General features: G+C 53.4%; 17 protein-coding genes. 9 read left to right on the forward strand and 8 right to left on the reverse strand.

Features of this window, described 5'->3' with window-relative positions:
- Positions 1–50 precede the first annotated feature (50 nt).
- The 4 genes from ACZ5BI_RS09470 to ACZ5BI_RS09485 form a co-directional block, all read right to left on the reverse strand.
- On the reverse strand, positions 51–668 hold the full coding sequence (locus ACZ5BI_RS09470; protein ID WP_374041531.1) for a Crp/Fnr family transcriptional regulator: 618 nt from the start codon (positions 666–668) through the stop codon (positions 51–53).
- A 250-nt stretch (positions 669–918) separates the two neighbouring features.
- Positions 919–1,659: a hydrogen peroxide-dependent heme synthase gene (gene hemQ / locus ACZ5BI_RS09475; RefSeq protein ID WP_024059957.1), complete on the reverse strand. Its 741-nt coding sequence runs from the start codon at positions 1,657–1,659 to the stop codon at positions 919–921.
- Positions 1,660–1,686: 27 nt separating this feature from the next.
- On the reverse strand, positions 1,687–2,802 hold the full coding sequence (locus tag ACZ5BI_RS09480; protein ID WP_316086800.1) for a ferrochelatase: 1,116 nt from the start codon (positions 2,800–2,802) through the stop codon (positions 1,687–1,689).
- Complete coding sequence (locus ACZ5BI_RS09485; RefSeq protein ID WP_316086799.1) at positions 2,799–4,115, reverse strand: glutamyl-tRNA reductase; 1,317 nt, start codon at positions 4,113–4,115, stop codon at positions 2,799–2,801. Before ACZ5BI_RS09485 ends, ACZ5BI_RS09480 begins: the two co-directional genes overlap by 4 nt.
- 165 nt (positions 4,116–4,280) lie before the next feature.
- Between ACZ5BI_RS09485 and hemE the strand changes: the two genes are divergently transcribed.
- From hemE to glnA, 5 genes are all read left to right on the forward strand, one after another.
- Positions 4,281–5,426 carry a uroporphyrinogen decarboxylase gene (gene hemE / locus ACZ5BI_RS09490; protein WP_316098434.1) on the forward strand — a complete coding sequence of 382 codons (1,146 nt, stop codon included), beginning with the start codon at positions 4,281–4,283 and terminating at the stop codon, positions 5,424–5,426.
- A 71-nt stretch (positions 5,427–5,497) separates the two neighbouring features.
- Positions 5,498–8,053, forward strand: a complete 2,556-nt coding sequence (hemC, locus tag ACZ5BI_RS09495) for a hydroxymethylbilane synthase (protein WP_316098432.1) — start codon at positions 5,498–5,500, stop codon at positions 8,051–8,053.
- 36 nt (positions 8,054–8,089) lie between these two features.
- Positions 8,090–8,842, forward strand: a complete 753-nt coding sequence (locus tag ACZ5BI_RS09500) for a uroporphyrinogen-III synthase (RefSeq protein WP_316098431.1) — start codon at positions 8,090–8,092, stop codon at positions 8,840–8,842.
- Between the two features lie 109 nt (positions 8,843–8,951).
- On the forward strand, positions 8,952–9,815 hold the full coding sequence (locus ACZ5BI_RS09505) for a hypothetical protein (protein ID WP_316098429.1): 864 nt from the start codon (positions 8,952–8,954) through the stop codon (positions 9,813–9,815).
- Between the two features lie 324 nt (positions 9,816–10,139).
- Positions 10,140–11,561, forward strand: a complete 1,422-nt coding sequence (gene glnA, locus ACZ5BI_RS09510) for a type I glutamate--ammonia ligase (protein WP_316098427.1) — start codon at positions 10,140–10,142, stop codon at positions 11,559–11,561.
- A gap of 104 nt (positions 11,562–11,665) precedes the next feature.
- On the opposite strand, the gene ACZ5BI_RS09515 is transcribed toward glnA, so the two are convergent.
- From ACZ5BI_RS09515 to ACZ5BI_RS09525, 3 genes are all read right to left on the reverse strand, one after another.
- Complete coding sequence (locus tag ACZ5BI_RS09515; protein WP_316099100.1) at positions 11,666–11,869, reverse strand: hypothetical protein; 204 nt, start codon at positions 11,867–11,869, stop codon at positions 11,666–11,668.
- Positions 11,870–11,908: 39 nt separating this feature from the next.
- On the reverse strand, positions 11,909–12,703 hold the full coding sequence (locus ACZ5BI_RS09520) for a hypothetical protein (RefSeq protein WP_464896284.1): 795 nt from the start codon (positions 12,701–12,703) through the stop codon (positions 11,909–11,911).
- Positions 12,704–12,798: 95 nt separating this feature from the next.
- Entirely contained in the window at positions 12,799–13,575 is a 777-nt protein-coding gene (locus ACZ5BI_RS09525; RefSeq protein WP_464896285.1) for a hypothetical protein, read from the reverse strand.
- Between the two features lie 233 nt (positions 13,576–13,808).
- Between ACZ5BI_RS09525 and ACZ5BI_RS09530 the strand changes: the two genes are divergently transcribed.
- Entirely contained in the window at positions 13,809–14,459 is a 651-nt protein-coding gene (locus ACZ5BI_RS09530; RefSeq protein WP_316087242.1) for a response regulator transcription factor, read from the forward strand.
- Between the two features lie 39 nt (positions 14,460–14,498).
- On the opposite strand, the gene ACZ5BI_RS09535 is transcribed toward ACZ5BI_RS09530, so the two are convergent.
- Positions 14,499–15,638, reverse strand: coding sequence for a sensor histidine kinase (locus ACZ5BI_RS09535; protein ID WP_464896286.1), 1,140 nt, complete (start codon positions 15,636–15,638; stop codon positions 14,499–14,501).
- 191 nt (positions 15,639–15,829) lie between these two features.
- On the opposite strand from ACZ5BI_RS09535, the gene hemB reads away from it, so the two are divergent.
- The 3 genes from hemB (at position 15,830) to ACZ5BI_RS09550 (ending at position 19,077) form a co-directional block, all read left to right on the forward strand.
- On the forward strand, positions 15,830–16,825 hold the full coding sequence (gene hemB, locus ACZ5BI_RS09540) for a porphobilinogen synthase (protein ID WP_464896287.1): 996 nt from the start codon (positions 15,830–15,832) through the stop codon (positions 16,823–16,825).
- 8 nt (positions 16,826–16,833) lie between these two features.
- Positions 16,834–18,480 carry a ribonuclease H-like domain-containing protein gene (locus tag ACZ5BI_RS09545; protein ID WP_464896288.1) on the forward strand — a complete coding sequence of 549 codons (1,647 nt, stop codon included), beginning with the start codon at positions 16,834–16,836 and terminating at the stop codon, positions 18,478–18,480.
- 75 nt (positions 18,481–18,555) lie between these two features.
- A complete protein-coding gene (locus ACZ5BI_RS09550; protein WP_024059973.1) occupies positions 18,556–19,077 on the forward strand; it encodes a DUF4870 domain-containing protein in 522 nt (173 codons plus the stop codon).
- Positions 19,078–19,344 lie beyond the last annotated feature (267 nt).

The following is a 19,344-nucleotide window of genomic DNA, read 5'->3' on the forward strand; positions in this document are numbered from 1 at the left end:
GGCGGCAACCGCTATGGCTGCCGCCCCAAAACTGTGCTTAATGCCGAACCCTAGCGGGCACGCCGCGCCAAACGATCAATGTCGATCAAGGTGACTGCGCGTCCCTCCAGGCGAATCCAGTTGCGGTTCACGAACTCGGCCAAGGACTTGTTCACGGTTTCCCGCGAGGCTCCCACCAACTGAGCTAACTCTTCTTGAGTCAGATCATGCGGTACATGGATTCCGTCCTCGGTACGGATCCCGAAACGATCCGCCAAATCCAAGAGGGCCTTGGCTACCCGGCCGGGCACATCCGAGAACACCAGGTCAGCCAAAGCCTCGTTGGTGCGACGCAGGCGCTTTGCCAGCGCTTTGAGCATATGTTTCGCCAAGGAGGGATTGTCCTCCAGGAAAACCATCAAGTCACTATGGTTTAAGAAAACCAAGCGGGCAGGTGAAACCGCGGTTGCGGTAGTGGAACGCTGACCGGGATCAAATAAGGTTAGCTCCCCCAGGATTTCCCCCGGGCCCAACACCGCTAGCAGGTTCTCGCGACCATCGAGGGACTGATGCGACAGTTTTATTTTCCCCTCGGCCACGATATACAAGCGGTCGCCATCATCGCCCTCTTCAAATAGGTTTTCCCCGCGGCGCAAGGTGGTTTGTCCCATCATTGAGAACAGGCGCATCTGCGCTTCCTGATCGAGTCCCTCAAAGAGGGGGACTCTAGCTAAAAAGGACGAATCCAAGCTAATCACTCCTTACAAAAATCTAGACAGACGGCGAACCATAAATACCGATTCCACATTACTCGTTTGTTGTGACTTATGCCACCCGAGAGTTTGGGTGTGGTCACTAATTTACCCCGCTAACTATAAGTTGGCGCGGAACTGGGACTTCTTTCCGGTAGCACTCAGCTTTTAAGCAACGCTATGCTGACTATTTTTCAGTAGTTTGCCGCTGTATCCATTCGGCTAGTTCCATCCGCTTGCCGGTATAGAAGGGCGTATCCTGGCGGACATGCAGGCGAGCTTCACAGTCCCGTTGCTGACGCAGCACGCCCATAACCCGGTTAATATCATCGGATTCTAGGGTCACTGACCATTCATAATCATTAAGCGCAAAGGTCGCCAAAGTAGACACCGCTACATCCAGGTAACCAGCACCATTGCGGCCATGCTCGGCGAGCATGGCGCTACGCTTAGCCTTGGGCAGGTAATACCACTCGAGGGAACGCACGAAGGGGTATACCGCGGCATAGGCACGCGGGGCCCAACCGCCGAAGCAGGCCGGCAGGTGGGGCTTATTAAACTCGGCAGTCATATGAGCGCTCATAATGGACCACACCGGCACCAGGTGGGCGCCTAGGCGGGAGTTCAACACCGCATGGTAGGCATCTTGCAACTTGTCATTGGATTCGTCCAAGAACCAGAACATCAGGTCAGCGTCTGCACGGTAACCGGCAACGTCATACCAGCCACGTACGGTTACTCCCAATTCGGCGATGGTTTCCTCGAGCTCTCGCGCCATAGCTGCTCGCTCTGCTTCCTGGGCAGGTAGTGGCAAGGCTAGCTCGAAAACCGCGTGCATAGAAAAGTTATTGCGCGCATTTACTTCCTCGGGATCCACTTTATGATCGCGAGGATCGGGGGATACATCATTGGGCATCGGGTGAGCCATTATTTTCTCCTTTTAGCTTTTAGCTGTTTATTCTTTTCTGGTTTCAAACTCGACAGGCAGGTCAATAGCATTTTTGCTGCCCCTAGAATCTCCGGGGGGTGCCCAGGCTGGCCATCGGGGTTCTAAAGCATCTTGGGCATAGACGACCTCGCCCTCTGCTTTTTCCTGGGCTCGCTCGGTTACCAAATCCGCGAGCGCCCCGATAAAGCCGGGATCGGTACCTACTGTAGGCACCCGCAAATAGTTAAGTCCCAGCTGTTCAGCGGTTTCTTTTGCTTCGGTATCCAGGTCGTAAACCACTTCCATATGGTCACAGATAAACCCGATAGGTACGCAGATTACGTCCGTTATCCCTTCTGCTTTCAGCTGCGCCAGCCGCGCATTAATATCGGGCTCTAGCCAGGGCATTTGGGGCGGCCCCGAGCGGGAACAATATGACAAGTCCCAGTTCAGCTCGCGTCCTAGCTCTTTACTAACCCTGGCCGCGACCTCGGAACATACCTGTTGGTGTTGGCGCACATAGTCGGGGCGGGAGTTATCGGCAGGGCCGGAGCATTCCTGCATGGCGGTAGGGATCGAGTGGGTCACGAAAGCTACGTAGGGTAGGTGTCCGCTATTTTGCTCCCGCTTAACTACTGCTTCCAATAGGAGTTTCGTATAGGCTCCTACGAAGCCTTCTGTGGTGTAGTAGGCGCGCACTTTATCCAGTTCCAGCGATAAATCTTGGGCTTGTAGCTGGGCTTTGGCGGCAGCTAAGTCTTCCCGGTACTGCCGGCACCCCGAATAACAAACATAGGCGGAGGTGAAAATACAAAGTACCCGGGTAAGTCCTCGCATTGCCAGGTCGCATAGGGTGTCGTGGATAAAGGGATGCCAGTTACGGTTCCCGATTACGACTTCGATATCTTCTCCGCGCCGGCTCAGTTCCAGTTCGAGGGCGCGTCGGATTTCCAGGTTACGCGCATTTATGGGGCTGATTCCGTGGAAACGTCCATAGTGGGTGGAGACCTGTTTTAACCTCTCGTCAGGAACTCCCCGCCCGGAGGTCGCGTTGCGCATAAACGGCAACACGTCCTCCATTTGTCGCGGCCCGCCATAGCTGACCAGCATCACCGCATCGTATTGGGCAGAAATCTGACTCACTGTCTCTCCTCGCTGGAGTTTTCCTGTTTCAAATCATCAACGCTCAAGCCGGTTACCGGGCAAACTTGCGCCTTATCTTGGGGAGCTGGCGGAACCTCCAGATCCAATCCCCACACCTGCTGGAGGGCGTTTACGTATTCCTGCCCCATCCCTTCGCGTCCGGCGCGATGAGCGTTAATAGTGGGAATATGGGCTAGCCGAGCCGCCAGGTGTCGCAGCGCGTATTCGACTTCTTCCCGGGCAATAGTATCCCCCTTGGGCAGGCGCGCCACTTCATCGGCTAGTACCTGGCGGAAGCTGTCACGCAGCGCCACCACCACCGAATCCATTTGGCGATCCGCCAGCAACGCTTCGGCTTCCTCTACGCCCTCGGCTACAATCTCTTCTGCCCGTTTAACCTGGGCTTTCCCGGCTTCCGGTACCTGGGCACTGATTTCTTTTAGGTTGATTACCCGTACCCGCTCTAAATCGGCTACTCCGTCCTCAATATCGGTTTGCAGCGCTAAATCGAGAATGGTTTTTTCACCGCTAGATAGCGCTAAAGCCCGCTGCACTTCCTCTTTGGTGAGCACCGGAGAACCCATGCCCCGGCAGGTAACAATCAAAGTGGCTGCTTCTAGCGCCGCAACTAGCCGATCTTTGGCTACCGGTTGCAAGTCATGGCCGTAAGCGAAACGTTCGGCACGCCCAGAAGTGGAGTACACCGAGATGTCTTGCACTCCTTTGGCGCGCAGTGCCGCGACTGCTGCTCCCGCATAGGAGCCGGTTCCGATCAAAAGCGTGGGGGTACCTGCCAGCGGATTTATTCGTTCCGCCACTATTTCCAGGCCGCAGGCAACCACCGAACGACCCTGGGAAGCGATCCCGGTTAGCTGCGCGATTCGGCGGGAGGTAGTTAGCGCGCCTTGACAGGCGCGGGTAATGGTGGCGGAGGATATCCGCTCCTGGGTGGCTACTCGCAGGGCGCGACGCAGCTGTCCAGAGATTTCGCGCTCTCCTACCACCATGGAGTCCAGTCCGCAGGCGACGGTAAATAAATGTTCCAAAACCTGGCGGTCACGGCGAATTTCGCAGATAGTTCCCAGGCGGGATTGGATATAGCGATCTACCGCTGCTAGTTGCTCGCTGGAGATTGCCGGCGCGGTTTCAATAACGATCTCTACCCGATTGCAAGTGGAAAGCGGTAACACTCCCATTACCTCAGGCAAGCGCTGTAAGAGATCCTCAGGCAGGCCATCAGTGGTACTGGAAGCTGCCGCCACGGCGTTAAGGCCGTGGCGGAGATGATGTACCGAATAGGAAGAAAGACCCACGGCCTCATTAGAACATTTTTTTATTTTTTGAAAAGTACCCGGCAGATCGCGCCTCCCCGCGCCCTAATTATTTCTATTTTCCCAGTCCAGAACCTTACTAAAGAAAAATAATCTGCCAGAGCGTCAGCAAGAATCACGGTTTTTTGCAACAGACAGATGCGGAAAATGTGTCAGAAAAATAGTTTTGCCGGTTTCTTAGCCGCGGGGAGCCAGTCTGCAGCCGGTTGGTTACTGCACTTGCTTGCGCCAGCCGAAAATGCCATAGATGATGGAAATATGTCTGAGCAAAACTCTTTCCTCCAAGCCGTGCGCGGCCTGCGTCCCGAGAAAACTCCAGTTTGGTTTATGCGTCAAGCCGGGCGTTCCCTGCCCGAGTATCGTCGCCTGCGCGCCGGTAACGATATGCTCACTGCCTGCACTACCCCCGAACTGGCAGCGGAAATAACCCTGCAACCGGTGCGCCGCTACGGGGTCGATGCCGCGATTTTCTTCTCCGATATTGTCACCCCCCTATATCTGGCGGGTTTAAAGGTAGAGATTGTCCCCGGTAAGGGCCCGGTTTTCGCTGACCCGGTTTTATCCCCTGAGGACGTAGATCGCCTCACCAGCTTTAAAGGCTTTGATCCGGATTGTATTACCGAGGCCGCTGAAATGGTTTGCGCTGAGCTGGGCGACACTCCCCTAATTGCGTTTGCTGCTGCGCCTTTTACTTTGGCCTCCTACCTAATTGGGGACACCCGCTCAAAGAATCACCTGGAGGCGCGGGCTTTTATGCATTCTTACCCGGATGCCTGGAACCGGCTCGCCAGCTGGTGTGCGGATATGTCAGCGGCGTTCCTGGCCGCACAGATTGCCGGCGGGGCGCGCACCGCGCAAGTTTTCGATTCGTGGGTGGGCGACCTTTCGCGCGCCGATTACCAAACCTATTGCCTTGAGCATTCTCGGGTAGTGATTGATTCTGCTCATGCTAAGGGAGTTCCGGTGATTCATTTCGGGGTGGGCGCGGCTTCCCTGCTGGATTTGATGCGCGATGCCGGTGCGGAATGTATTGGGGTTGATTGGCGGCTGCCTCTAGGTGAAGCCGTAAAACTAATCGAACATGGCCCCGGTGACCGCTTTGCGGTGCAAGGAAATATTGACCCTGCCATTTTGTTCGCCCCAACCGAGGTACGCCGCCGCCACGTCAATCAGGTGTTAGCCGAAGGTAAGCAGGCCGCCGCGCATATCGTCAATCTGGGACATGGGGTACCGCCGAACGCAGACCCCGCGGTATTACAAGAAATCGTCGACCAGGTGCACGAATCGCGTTAAGCACTAACGACTATGCTGAAGGATTATCCGGGGCACACCGCCTCAAAAACCGCTTGTGGCAAGGAGATGCAATGCACGACCTAGCTGGATTAGCCGATTACGATGTTTTGATTATCGGAGGAGGACTGGCCGGTTTAACCAGCGCCTATACTCTGCAAAAACAGGGTGCGCGGGTGGCGGTGATTGAGGAGAGAGGACGCCCCGGCGGCCTGATTTGTTCGGGACGTTTTGGGGACTTCACCTTCGATATTGGCGCTGAAGCGTTCGCGGCCGGAGCTAGCGAAGTAAAAGATTTATGCGGTGAGCTAGGATTGCCGCTGGTTGCCCCGAGCGGAAAATCCTGGATTTTTCACCACGAACGCGCAGGTCACCGGGAAGGCGCACTTCCGATTCCCCACGGAATGCTGGGGATTCCTGCCAGCCTGGATGACCCAGGCATTGTGGGAGCGCTCAGCGAAGCAGAAATGCAGCGCGCCCGTGAGGACTTAACTATGGGACAGCAGGTAGGGGCGGAAGAAACCACCGTCACCGGTCTGGTAACTGCCCGCCTAGGAAAAGCCGTTTTAGAAAAAGTAGTGGCGCCCGTTGCCGGGGGGATTCACTCGGCAAGCACCGACCGCCTAAACGCCGATACCGTGCTGCGCGGACTGCGTCCCGCCCTAAAAGAACACGGCTCGCTAGTGAAAGCAGTCGCCGCTTTGCGCGGACTAAAACCCGGCAAACCCGCCGTACTCGCCCCCGAGGGAGGAATGTTCCGCCTGGTAGAAACCTTAGCGCAGCGCATCGAAGAGGGCGGGGGGCTAATTCTGTCTCATGTGCGCGGCCTCGAACTGGAACCGGTTGAAAATGAATCTGATGCCGAATCTAGCGCCACTTCCGGCTCGAATCAGCCCAGTTCAGCAGGCTGGAAGGTGACGGTTTCTAACACCAAATCGGGGCCGACTCCCGGGGCAAGCCCTATTAACATCGGCGAAGCCGTAACGGTCACTGTCCCACAGGTAGTAGTGGCTTTACCCGGCTATCTAGCCGCGCCGATGCTACACAAAGTACCAGGGATTGCAGTCGGTGAGCTCCCCCAGGGCGGGCCGATTGCGCATATCACCTTATTTGTAGATTGCCCGGCCTTGGATGCTCATCCGCGCGGTTCTGGAATGCTGGTACAACGCCCCAGCAGTAAAGATATTGAGAATGGCTGCGTGGGAGCGAAAGCTATCACCCATTACACTTCCAAATGGCCTTGGGCGCAGGAAGCTGCCGGTAAAGGTAGCCACCTGCTGAGAGTATCTTATGGTTGGGCAAACGGACCGGAGATTCCGGTTTCGGTCGAGGGCGCGTTAAAGGATGCTTCCCGGCTGCTGGGTGTACCGATTTCCCCAGAGCAACTGCTCGGTTCGATGATTATTCACTGGGATGGCTCCCTGCCACCTTTCACCCCTAAACATCGGGAAATGACCGCGAAACTGCTGGAAGATATACGCGCTTATCCCGGTCTGGATTTGGTGGGGTCTTGGGTGGCAGGTTCGGGGATTGCCGCCGTAGTCCGTCAGGCGCAAACCATTAAATTGCGTGGTACCGGCTGGATTAGTGAGGCAGAGAAGGACGCCTTGGTTTTGGGAACTCGCGCTTCCCGCCTGGCAGTTACTCAATCGGAAACCGTAGCTAACGCTTTGCGTGAACGCGGGCTAAAAATACAGTTGCGACAAGTGCGCACTGCCGGCGATATTTCCCGCGCCTCTTTACAAAAACTGGGAGGCGTTGGGGTGTTTGCCGCGCAACTACGCCTAGCACTCTTGGAGGAAAACTGTCATTTAGCAGTGCATTCTTTCAAAGATTTACCCACCCAACCGGCAGTTGGACTAAAAGTTGCGGCGATTCCGAGCCGCGCCGATGCCCGGGACGCACTGTGCGCGGCTCCTGGTTTAACTTTGGAGACTCTACCCCAGGGAGCCAAAGTAGGGACGGGTTCTCCGCGCCGCGCCGCCCAAATCCTGGCTTTCCGTCCCGACCTCAAGATCGTGGATATTCGCGGCAATGTGCCTACCCGCCTGGGCAGGGTGAAAGACATTACCGCTCCTGAGGCCGACTTTACTGATGGCCGGGAAATGCGGGAAAAAATTTCGCAGGGCGCACATGACCTCGATGCGGTGATTTTGGCGGCGGCCGGTTTGGATCGGATTGGGCTGGGCGCTTACGCCAATGAGCGTTTCCATCCTGAACAGGTGCTTCCAGCTCCAGCGCAAGGGGCGCTCGCGGTGGAGGTTTCAGAGGCAGCGCTTAAAGCCCACCCCGATTTAGCGGCCGCGCTGGAAGAGCTTAATGACCTGGCAACTGCGCTTACTTCTACGGCGGAGCGGGCAGTGTTAGCGGAGCTAAACGCCGGGTGCGCCGCACCCGTAGGCGCCTTTGCCCAGATGCAGGCGGGCAAGCTTAATCTGACTGCCGCGATTATTTCCTTGGATGGTACTCGCGAGGTACGTATCAATGACTCCTTGCAGGCCGATCCGGAAAAAACTTTTACCGAGATGCTTGACCAGGCGCGTCAGCTGGGTGAGAGCGTGGCGCGCGCCCTCCTAGAATCGGGGGGTGGCGAGCTTGCTGACCTGGGGGCTTCCAAGGCGCGCGGCTAGTATCGGGCAACGGGAAACTGTTTTCGGAGGGCGACGATGGCGTTTACGGTGGCACTTACGGCAGCTGCTACGCGCCCGCTAGCAAAAAAATTACAGACGGAATTGCCGGAATGTCATATAGTTAGCGCTCCGGTAACCCGTTCGCGCCCGGTTAGAGACCCGCGAATATCTGAGTGTCTAAACAGTTTACGGCGCGGGGAGTATAGCTGGGTGGTGATTACTTCTGCCCGCACCGTCAAGTATTTACAAACCCTGTTAGCTACCGAACCGCCTCTAACTACCTTTCCCCAGGTAGCTGCAGTGGGTAAAGCCAGCGCACTGGCCGCAAGCAAGGCTGGCTGGAATGTTACTTTGCAGGCAGGCGGTAACGCCACAGATTTGGCGCGCTGTTTCGCTAATTTAACCCCCAGTCCCTCCCGTCCTTCCCGAGTGTTCTTGCCGGGATCAGCGCTCAGTAAACCAGATTTACCTGCAGCTTTAAGTGGCCTAGGTTACCAGGTAGATGTTTGCCCCCTTTACACGATGACTCCGGTTTGTGAGTGTCCGGAGGAATATTTCCGAGCCGATGCGGTAGCGGTTACGTCTGGTTCTAATCTGCGCGCCCTCGCTGACTTCGGAGTGTTTAGTCCCTGCACCCCGCCTTCAGCTCACGCCCTCCCCCGCCTGGTTTGTATCGGGAAACCGAGTGCCCAAGTGGCAGCAGATTTGGGGCTGAAAGTATGCGCGGTGGCCAAGACCGCGGACGCGAGCGGACTGGCGCAGGCGCTACGTTCTTGCCTGACACCCTAATCGCAGGTTGGTATCGCAGATGGGAAAGCGGAAGTTAACTTTTAATAACGTTTACTGAAAATCTTGCATTCCTCGCCGGCTAGCTGGAATGTAGCTGTTAACATAAAGCATGACTTATACACCCCAACCCGATAATGCCAGCCCCGCCCCTCAAGGGTCCCCGATGCCGGACAGTCCCCAGTTTTCGCCGGTAAACCCGCAAATGTCGCCGGACGCAATGCCGCCGGCTACCCCAACCAAGAAGCCCAAGACCGGTTTGATCGTCACCATCGTGATTGTGGCGGTACTGGTTGTTACTTTGATCGGGCTATTTATCGCCAACACTTTAGTGGCAAGTGCGCAAGAGAGATCCTTGAAAAACGAATTCGTCAAAGAGGGATTTTCGAATGTGCGGGCTGAAATTAACTCTAGCCCTATGCTCCTTAGTTACTTTAAAGACTATTATCGCGAAGCAAAAGTCACTGCCTCGGCGGGAACTTTTGCTACCGAGGGGTCAAAACAGAATTTAAAGATAAAGGATGTGCGGGCTGTTTTCCATGGGCTGAAAGGTGGAGATAATCTCACCGTTGAAAAGGGCAATATGACTTTCACCCTACCGGGTGAAGAATTTGATAAAGCCATAAAGGAAGATGCCACTGCCTCCAAAATGAATATGCGGCGCAACGGTAACAAAATTACTGCCGAGGCGGAAGAACAAGGTCTAAAGATTCAGGTTGAAATGGGTATGCATTTTGAACCTGGTAAAGACGGACAATCTGGAAAACTCTTCCTAGTCCCGGACAAGTTCATGATTAACGGTAGTGACGAATTCATGGGGCAAAAGCTCAGCCCTGCTGATATGGGAATGAAAAAGGAAGAAATCCCCATGGATTTGAATGAGGCTTTTGTTCTCAAGAACGTAGATTTTTCGGGTAAAGACATCAAGTTCGATATTGATTTCAAGAACGTCAAACTGAAAGACATTGGCAAATAGGTGTTGCTGCTTACCCGTTTCGGCAGCTAACACCTGGTGTTTTTCGTAGTTACCTGCAGCTACCGTCTCGGCAGGTAATCCGCATACCTCGGGGAGATCATCCCGGTTAGTAACCCTATGAGTACCGGAGCTCTGCCTTGTCCGCCTCTGGAATACCGCAGCTGAGGAGCCTTGCCAGGTTCGAGTGCCCACGCCGCGCCCTCGGAAAATATTTGCGGAACTGCCCACGGTTTTGGGCGAGAATCTCACTGGGGTGCCCGGGCGCGGTATGCTTTTTTTAGTTTTCTTATCCGCAAGCCGCATGGCTAAGCCTAGGAGGAACGATTGTTTAACTCCCACGAAGAAGCCCTCAAATTTGTTGCCGACCAGGATATTGAGCTGATTGATATCCGTTTTTGCGACCTAATCGGCACCAGTCAGCATTTCACGATTCCTGCTGACCAGTTTGCGGATGCCCTGGAAAATGGCTTGATGTTCGATGGTTCTTCTATCCGCGGTTTCACTTCGATAGACAAATCAGATATGAAGCTCATTGCTGATGTGTCGGATGCCTATGTGGATCCGTTCCGCGCTTGCCCCACTTTGGTGGTGAACTGTTCCATCGTGGATCCGTTCACCGATGCGCCTTTCCCGCGTGATCCGCGCCAGGTTGCCTCGAAAGCGGAAGCCTACCTGCGTTCTACGGGAATCGCCGATACCTGCTTTATTGGTGCCGAAGCCGAGTTTTATCTATTTGATTCGGTGCGTTACCAAACCCAGCCTTATGACACGTTCGTAAAACTCGATTCTGTTGAAGGGTACTGGAATACCGGTCGGGAGGAAGAAGGCGGAAACCTCGCCTATAAGACCCCACTCAAGGGCGGCTACTTCCCGGTGGCTCCCGCTGATAAGTTCTGTGACCTGCGCGATTACATGGTGAAGCTCCTCAGCGACTCCGGGCTAAAAATGGAGCGCGCTCACCATGAGGTTGGCTCCGGTGGCCAACATGAAATCAACTATCGTTTTAACTCGCTGATGGCGGCGGGTGACGACATGATGAAGTTCAAGTACCTGATTAAGAACGCTGCGCAAGAAGCGGGAGTTACCGCCACCTTTATGCCCAAACCGATGGCGGGCGATAACGGCTCGGGAATGCATACTCATTTTTCGCTGTGGAAAGAGGGCGAGCCCCTGTTCTATGACGAAACCGGTTACGGTTCCCTCTCTGACCTGGCTCGTTACTTTATTGGCGGCTTGTTGCAGCACGCACCGGCATTGCTAGCCTTCACTAACCCTTCGGTTAACTCTTACCGGCGTCTAGTTCCTGGGTTCGAGGCTCCGATTAACTTGGTGTACTCGGCGCGTAACCGTTCTGCCTGTATCCGGATTCCGGTGACCGGTACTTCCCCGAAAGCTAAACGGGTGGAATACCGGGTTCCTGACCCCAGCGCGAATCCTTATCTGTCTTTCGCAGCTTGCCTGATGGCGGGGATTGACGGGATTCAAAACCGGCTAGAGCCGCCAGCTCCCATCGATAAGGATCTCTATGAGCTGCCGCCAGCCGAATATCATGACATTCCGAAACTGCCTTGTTCCCTGGATGCCGCTTTAGAGGCACTCCGCGCTGACCAAGACTTCTTGACTGAAGGTGAAGTATTTACCCCGGATTTGATTGAGACTTGGATTAACTACAAGGAACAAAATGAGGTGGCTCCGTTACGCCAGGTGGTACATCCTTATGAATTCCAGCTTTACTACGATATTTAGGTCTGTTTGCTAAATAAATCCCGCCCCCGCGGCCTCGGAAAAAATAATGGCTTTTACCTGCGATTTTCCGAGGCCGCGGGGGCGGATTATTACTATTCGAACTATTACTTTTGGTCGCGATTAGTTTTAGTGATTTCCACTCCCCACAATACGGCGGCGATCACCCCGAAAACCGGGGAGGCCAGCACCATGAATCCGGCACCAAAGGGAAAACTGCTGTCAGTATCAATCACATAAATAATCAGTGTCCCCACAGCTAGCAACACTGCACATAAAATGGTAAATATCCAGGCAAAAATTCTCAGCATCCCGCTGTTCCTTTCATGCTGCCCACAGCTTTGGTTACCCTAGCAAACGCCGTCGGCCATAAGCAGTTTTTCTAGAGATTTATTATCGTACTGCCGAGAAATTTCTGGCCGATAGCTTTCTCGGGCTCGTACTAACGCCGTACAAAGCTCACCTGCTTTTTCCTGGTATCTATTTCTTCTTATCATCTCGACCTCGGTGTCATCACCAGATGCTTCTTCCTCCTCGTTAGCAATTTGCGCTGGCGCGCCGTCTTTCATAAATGGAATGGCAAGTTTATCGAACTCGCCTAGACTTTTACGCATTTGCGCATTGGTTTCGGCTGCCTGATAGCCTTCGAGGAACTCTCGAATAATATTGATTTCTTTTAAAAACCGCATCCCCGATAAGTCATCGAGCGAGTTCCTGTATCTGACTTCTTTATTGCCAGAATTCCTCCAGGCGGAGAAATTTTCCGGTTTGAAGGCAGGTAAACGTAGCTTTTTCTGGATGTTATCAATCCAGGGTTTATACATGGTACTAAAAGCCTCGAAAGCCTTATCTTTGTTGAGATATTCCGGATACAGCAAGACCTTATAGTGTTTGTTTTGAAACTCCATAGTGCCAACTACTGGTTGATAACATTGGTTTTCGCTTCCCTCTACCCCGTAACCGGCATCGGTCGCATCTCGCAAAGTAGAAAGCGAACACCAGCTATACATGGGCAGATCCGCTACATCTTTCACAGCGGCGTGTTCCTCGGCATGACTACCCCACAGATACCCCACCCCAACTGAAGTTATACAGGTCAAAACGCCAGCTAAAACAACCGCCCCCGCCTTCTTAGTGAATTTCATTGTCCAATCCTTCCTTTCATGATGCCTGCGCCTATCGCGCTAATTACTTGCGAGACAAATTCCCCGCAGTCATATTGGTGTTCGACGTCTTGACGTTAAAAGGAACCGGTTTCGAGCTCAGGAGCGTGCATTCCGTATGCGGCATCAAAAAGATTATTATCGCCCTCCAGGCTTAGCAAACCATTTGCCTCACTGAGAGCTGAAATCTCCTCGCGAGGGATACCTTGATTTAATCCTGATACTGCCTTTTCTAGATTTGTAACAATTTCCTGGTTACAGCTACGGGCTTTAAACCCAAAAAGATACCAATTTAGTTCACTCATCTTCAGACTGGGATCTGCACTTACTAACGATGCATTAGAAGCGTCAACCCATTCATTAACCGTAGATTTGGACAAAGGAGGCAGTTTCGCATCTTTTTGCAACCAGGTAATCTCCGGCTGATAATCGCGCAGCATCAGATTCCACGCGGCTTCTTCATCTACAAACTCGTCATAAAGGGAAAGATTATAGATCTTTTCAGGCGCCCTAAACTTGACTGACACCTTATTAATCTCTGATTTTCCATGCATCCCTGGCTCTGTAGTAACAGGTTCCAGTACATACGGGGAGGCTGAGCTATTAGCGTTTCCTGGCTTTGAGCCTTCCGCATTAGTGCTCAAATCATTATTTGCTGACTTAGGCAAATCAGCGGAGGGATCGAACAATTGATCACTGGAACCATTAGGATCCGATACCTCAACGCTGCTTCCAGTTTCACTTTTAGCCCCCTCCGGGGAATTCGCCGGGGAGGCGTACGATAAAGAACTCATCCCCAAGGGAAAAGCAATCCCTAGAAGCACTAAAACTGAACGTCGAAAAAACTTGTTCATTTCAGATTTCCTTTCTTGAATTCAGCCAATCTTTGATGTGACACTTTCATGTTTCCAAAGGTGATCGCGGTAATTCAATGGTCAAGTGGCTGGATATTAGCGCCAGGTGACCAGGATTAATATCCAGGTGGCTGCCCGGTGGGCACCTTTTTGACCTGAGTAGCTGCTGCCGGCTGGTTTGCAGCCAAAGTCGCGCCAAAACGTATATTCTAAAAAACAACGAGGGGGTGTCCATGAGCGAAGCAGAAATCACGATCGGGCTGGTTGATGATGACCCCTTTGCGCTGCAAGCATTGGCAGCGATTTTGAATACCACCCCCAAATGTGCGGTCTCCTGGGCGACCTCTAATCCGGAACAAGCCCGCGAATTCTGTCACCGCGAACCCGTAGACCTGGTGTTATTGGATTACCTTTTAGGAGAGACCACCGGGGACATAATCTGCAAGCAGATCACCCAGCAAAACCCGCAGCAAAAAGTGGTAATTATTTCTAGCCTGGAAGTAGCAGATGTAGCTTGCACCGCCCTGATCGCCGGTGCGCGGGGATTCCTAAATAAAGCCGATGTCTTAAAAGACTTACCCAGTTTCCTCGCGGTAATCATGCAAGACTCCGTGGTGGTCTCCCACGCCGTAGTCCAAGGGCTGTTCCACGCTATCCCTACTCCCTCGCAAATTGCTCTTAGCCAGCGCGAGCAAGCAGTTTCAGAGCTAATTTTGCAGGGAATGTCTAACCGGGAGATCGCAGAGAAAATGAGTTACTCCCTGTCCACGGTGAAAGAAACTGTAACTGTTTTGCTGGAAAAAACCCATACTTCCTCGCGAACAGCGGCAGTAGCCGTCCTGGTGCAAGACGGAGCAGTCAGCTACCCGAAAACCCTTCCCTAAGGTTGGGGTGACGAGGACGCGACAATAGCTGAAGCCTACCTAGTCGCTACTAACCTCAAGCTGTAATAGGTTCTGCCACTGGTCAGCGCGTTTACCATAGGTGAGCAGGCCGCCGATCTCTAGCATCCGTTTACTGGCCAGCCCTAACCCCATCTTCGAAGAATCCACTGTCCTGCCCCGGATCTGATTCTTAGTTTCCAGGCGGAAGCTGTTTTCTGAGATCCGCGCATCGACAGTTACTGGATGCTGGGGATCGCCGTAGCGGAAAATATTTTCAAAAAGTTCTGCCACTACTTGTGTAACTGTGCCTTGTTGCTGCCGGGAACACTCAGTTTCTCCGGTTTTTTCACACTGATAAGCAACCTGGAATCCCTGCTCCTTCAGCCGCGTGACTGCGCTGGAAAGTACCTCCCCTAAACTTTGGGTCACCACCTCACTCTTTTCCGGCAAGTTTTTCTCCGAATTGATGAGGGCGCGGATAGCCTGCGATATTTCCGCGGCTTCATGCGCGGCAGTGTCCCTAAACTGCTCTAAAGGTAACAAGTCCCGCTGGCTTTGTTCCGCAGCCAGCGCAATATGAGTGCAGTGCCGCAAAACATTATCGTGGAGGCGAACATTAAGGTTCCGCCGCTCCGCCTCCCGGGCTGCCTGTTCGTCACGTCCTACCTGAAAAGAACGATCCATCCAGGTTTTTACTAAAATCCCGGCAACCGAAAAACAGGCCACATCCGAAAAAGCGCTTACCGCCTCGAAATCTACGGGGTATGCCCACACGAAAAAGAAAAACACATTGATTACGGTAGGAATCAATACTGCGGGGCCTAAGCGTTTGGGGGAGAAAGAAAAAGTATCTAAGAGGGCGATATTGGAGGCGGGAAAAATCGGCGCCCAGTAAATCTCATCTCCCCCAATCAATGCGACCGAAGTGAGCGCGTAACCTATCCAGAAAACCGGGAAACGTATCGCTAACATGGCCATGACTAGAGCCTCGATAGCCAGCAGATAGCCGATATCAAATTCTTGGGTTAATATCCCGTCATACAATAAAAATAGGCAGTCAAAAACCGCGACCGAAATAATGATGGCTCGCAGTAACAAAACCTTACGGGCAAACTTCTTCCCTAAAGTTTGCCGATCAAAATATAAATACGAGCCCAGAACCTTAAATACCGCATCCACAGGAAAATCATACTGAGAATCTCCAAACCGCTGTGGGCATTAGGGATTATTCCTGATGACGCCGCCACTTCGCCCCTAAATAACCGCATACCAAAGCGGTTTTCGTTAGGCACTATCTCCTGGCGCAAGCAGACTTTCTGAAAGCGCCATACGGGTGCGTTAGAATCGGGGCAGATAGCTAGGGAGAAAAAATGACAGATGACTTTATGCTGAAACCGACTATTCGTCCTCGCCGCCTGCGGGCTTTCCCCGCGATGCGCAACCTAATCGCGGAAACCCGGGTCAATCCCGCCCAACTGATGCTGCCCGCATTCGTGCGAGACGGAATTGAGGAAGCGGTCGAGATTCCCTCTCTACCAGGGGTTTTCCAGCATACCGTAGAGTCTATTCGCACCCTCGCCTCCGAATGCGTTAAAGCCGGAGTCGGCGGAATCATGCTGTTCGGGATTCCCAATACCGCCGATAAGGACGAGCAGGGCAGTCCCGCCTGGGATCCGAACGGTATTTTGAATCGCGGCATCCGCGCCGTGCGCGAAGAAGTAGGAAATGACCTGGTGGTGGGGGCAGATACCTGCCTGGATGAATTCACCAGCCACGGACATTGCGGGGTTCTCACCGCAGATGGGCGGGTCGATAATGATGCTACCTTGCCGCTATATGCAAAAATGGCGCTCAGCCAGGCGCGCGCCGGAGCCCATATGGTTGCCCCATCCGGGATGATGGACGGACAGATCGCGGTGATTCGCCAGACGCTAGACGAGGCCGGATTCACCGACACCACGATTTTGGCTTACTCGGCGAAATACGCCTCCGCTTTCTTTGGTCCTTTCCGAGATGCGGTTGCCTGCTCCTTAGAGGGCGATCGCCGCTCTTACCAACAAGATCCCCGTAACCGCCGGGAGGGCGTATTTGAAACCCAACTAGATTTAGCCGAGGGCGCCGATATGGTGATGGTTAAACCGGCTGGCTACTATCTGGATGTGTTGGCTGATGTGGCGGAAATGTCACCGGTTCCAGTCGCGGCCTACCAGGTCAGCGGGGAATACGCGATGTTAGAGGCAGCGGCAGCTCACGGGTGGATTGACCGCGAGCGTGCTATTGACGAGTCTTTGCACGCGATTGTGCGCGCCGGAGCCGATACGGTACTGACCTATTGGGCGCTAGAGTATGCGCAGCGAGTAAAGTAACCTGCTCAATGCCTGATTCTTCCCGCCTACTAGCAGTTTCCGAAGTGGCTCATGCCGCTAACTGCCAGTGGCGGCTCTGGTGCTACCTGACCGGCAATACTGAGCTGAAATCTGCCGATGTTTTCCACCGCTATATAGGGGATTTAACTGGAGTAGAGGAAGAAAAACTGGCTGCCCGCTACCGTGCCGCGGGTAAGGTTTTTCAAACAAATCTTCCCGCTACCTGCGCAGACCTTACGGGAATGCTTCCTTTCCTTCTTTACGAGGACGATTCTTGGGTGTTGCAGTTGCCGCGTTTTTCTGCCCATGCCCGCCTAGATTCAGTACATCTCCTGGCGGGTTTCGCCCATTTAGCTGGCGCAAATCAGCAGTTGTTAAACGCCGCTTTCCCCAAGTTGGAGGCGGAGCTCGCGCCCTTCGCCCAAATCTTGCTAGCGGATGGTAAAACTGTAGATTTTCCGCTGCCAGACCTAGAGGAACTGTGGGAACCTATTGCGGAGCAGGCGCACATTTTAGCGGGCGACCAGGATTTACTGTCTGCTACCCCCGAGGACGCTTGGCGCGCCCTCGACACCGTGTGCGGAAGCTGTTCGTACTGTGCGTGGGCGCTAGCGCGTTTCGATGACCCTCTGTTGATCAGCGGGGTGGGCCCGGGACTGCGCCGGGAGCTGCGATCCGAGAGTATTTTTACTGCCAGCGAGTTTGCTAAAAACCCTCCAGATGGTTATAGCCCAGAGCTAATCCGACAAGCCCGCTTACAGGTCAGTCAAAACCCCGCAGAACTGCTGCTGGAAACTAATCCCCTATCCCCGGCGCTTATGGATCTTTCCGCGCCTCAGGCGGGAGATGTGTATCTAGATTTTGAAAATGACTCCCTTTGGGGGTGGACGCTCAAAGACCATACCGGGCTGATTTACCTGGGTGGTTTGGTTTGTTTTGACGCAGATTCTTGGGGGGAGCAAAAATCTTTAACCCCGGCGCTGCCGATTCGCGGCCAAGATGCACTACCGGCAGCAGGTAGCACAAACGTAGCGGAGGAAGTAGGGGAACTATCGAAGCGTATCGGTGGAAAATATCAGAGTTTTTGGGCGCATAACCGCGCCGAGGAACGCCAGCTACTAATCACTTTGCTGGATTTTCTGCGACAGCGTTTCCGGCGGTTTCCTGGGATGCGCATTTATCATTATTCCCCGCAAGAACGCCTCTACCTGCAACGTTTATCGTCTCGCCACGGCCTCTTAGCGGGGGAAGTGCGCGATTTACTGGCAGCTAACGGTCCCATGCGCGACCTACAGCAAGTGGTGCAATCAGCTATTCGCACCGGTCAAGGCGGGTATTCCCTGAAAGAAATGGAACCGTTCTATATGGGTTCGTGGATGCGTTCTAAGGACTTGGATAATGGCGCAGATTCGGTGATTGTCTACGATACGCTGACGCGAAAAGGCGTCCTCGAACCCGGAGCTAAGCTAGCGGCTGAGGACGCAGAGCAGTTACGTCTCCTCGCCCTCTATAACGAATATGACTGCTGTTCAACCGCCCTTTTACATCACTGGTTAATCGCTCAACGCCAGCGCCCGCGCCATAGCGCCGTACCCGGTAGCGCCGACCCTGATAGCGCGCCAAAACCCGTCCCTAATCTACCTGCTGCACTGTAACCTGCACTTTTCGCTGAAGAAAAAATATTGCTAGCTCTACTTTCGCAGCCTCTATACCTATGGGAAAATGGGATTATGAGTGATAACCAGCCCCAATCGAGCAATTTCGGCGACCAACAGTCTCCCAGGCAACCCGAATCTTCCAACCCCTCTTTCCCTCAGTATGCTTCCGGGGACGAATACCAGCCTTATCCCCCCGCAATGCCTACCGCTCCCGGTGTTAATTCTGATAGCGGTCAAGTTAGCTCCGATGAGCGCACTATGGCGATCCTGGCGCACTTAGCAGCCGTGATCGCCATGATAGTTTCTGCTGGTTGGCTGACTTTTGTGGGGCCGCTCATTGTCTGGTTTATCTACAAAGACAAAAGTGCCTTCGTGCGTAACGCTGCCGCCGGTGCTTTTAACTTTAACTTGGCGATGACCATTACTTCTGTGGTGGCCTGGATACTTTGCTTCACCGTAATCTTGATACCTTTGTCCCTCATCGCATTTGCAGTGGTTTTCATAATGACCCTAGTGTGCTCGATTAAAGGCGCACTTAAAGCCGCCGATAAAAAGTTTTACCACTACCCGTTTGGGATTAATCTTCTCGAATAACTGTCCGGGAAACCCTAATAACTGTTTGTGACCGAGGATACTTAAAGAACGATATTCCTGGTAAGCGGATTTTCCCTGCCCAATTATTCTCATTTTCAGATTTTTCCTGTCCCTGATCCAGGTTTCTTCCAGCCCGGGTAGCAAAGCTAGCTGTTGTTTATTTGGGTTACCTAAGTTGGTCTTGGGTTGTTTTGAAAGGATCTGGACTTGTCCTTCGCGGGAAGAGCCTGGCGCTACGTTGTCAGAAAACCAGTTAGAACTATTGTT

This window comes from Varibaculum sp. GTC20041 (assembly GCF_055387755.1).